The organism is Agromyces binzhouensis (genome assembly GCF_004135055.1).
GTDB classification, from domain to species: Bacteria; Actinomycetota; Actinomycetes; order Actinomycetales; family Microbacteriaceae; genus Agromyces; species Agromyces binzhouensis.
The window spans coordinates 1-1,373 of record NZ_SDPL01000599.1; the positions used below are offsets into that span (position 1 = coordinate 1).

1 protein-coding gene is annotated in these 1,373 nt (G+C 74.9%); it reads right to left on the reverse strand.

Going from position 1 to position 1,373, the window contains the following annotated elements; genetic code table 11:
- Positions 1-147: 147 nt before the first annotated feature.
- Positions 148-1,260 (reverse strand): mandelate racemase/muconate lactonizing enzyme family protein, encoded by a 1,113-nt coding sequence (locus ESO86_RS17020; protein ID WP_129235966.1) that lies wholly within the window; start codon positions 1,258-1,260, stop codon positions 148-150.
- Positions 1,261-1,373: the final 113 nt, after the last annotated feature.

Genomic DNA, 1,373 nt, shown 5'->3' on the forward strand with positions numbered 1-1,373 from the left:
TCCACGCGGCACGTTCGGCCGCCGTCGAGGCCACGGTCACCGCGAACGCGCGGCGCGCGGCGGCGGCGATCGCGTCGAGCTGCTCGCGCGTCGTGTCAGCGGTCGACGCGGGTGCGGCGGTGTCGCGTTCGGGCGCGGCGGTGTCGGTCATCGGTCCTCCGTGGGTGGGACGGATGCCGCGGCATCCGTCAGCTCGTCCGAGAAGCGTACGCCGAGGCCGGGCTGTCCGGTCGTGGACGCCGTGGCGCCCACGACGGTGACGGGCGACGGCGCGGCGAGTGCGCCGAGCGCTTCGAAGGAGGCGTCCTCGACGGACTCGACGAGGTGCCGGCCGGGCAGCGCGAGCGCGAGCTGCGCCGAGAGCTCGAGCAGCAGGTGCGGCGCGAGCTCGACGCCGCGATCGGCGGCCAGGTCGGCGATCCGCAGGAACGGCGTGACGCCGCCGACGCGCACGGCGTTCGGCTGCACGAGGTCGACCGCGCCGGCGTCGATGAACTCGGCGAACCGGTAGCGGGTGTGCACGTTCTCGCCGAGCGCGACGGGCACCTCGATGCGGCGGCGCAGTTCGACGTGGGCGGCGAGGTCGTCGGCCCGCAGCGGCTCCTCGATCCAGGCCAGGTCGAACGCGGCGAGCTCGCCGATCGCGCGTTCGGCCTGCTGGAGGCTCCAGCGCTGGTTCGCGTCGATCATGAGTCCGCGGTCGGGCCCGAGCACGTCGCGGACGGCGGCGATGCGCTCGAGGTCGCGCGCGAGGTCGGGGCTGCCGACCTTGACCTTGACCGCGTCGTAGCCCTCCTGGACCCATCGCTCGGCCTGCGCGACGAGCTCGCCGAGGGAGTAGTGGAGGTTCACTCCGCTGCCGTAGGCGGTCGCGGTCTCGTGCTGCCGGCCGACGAGGTCGGTCAGCGTCAGCCCGGAGCGCCGGCCCGCGAGATCCCAGAGCGCGAGGTCGAGCCCGGCCATCGCGATGGTGGTGATGCCACCGCCGCCGGCCTCGTGCAGGTGGGCCCAGAGCGGGTCCCAGAGGGCGGATGCCTCCGCCTCGCGCCCGATGGCGAAGTCCCGGATGTCGTGGTCGAGGTGCGCGCGGACGGCCGCCGCGCCGATCGTGGGCGTCCACGAGAAGCCCCAGCCGACGGCGCCGTCGGAGTCCTCGACCTCGACCTCGATGACCGACAGGTCGCGCACGTCGGGGCCCCACGGCCTGCGCAGCGGGATCCGGATCGGGCGCGTCGCGATGCGCGCGATGGTCGCGGTCACCGGGACGCGGCCCCCGCGCCATCCGCCATCGCCGTCGTGGAGCTCGTCGGCCGCGTTCGCGATGATCCCCGAGCTCGCCGCGCTGCACTACCGGGCGTACGTCGACGGCGACG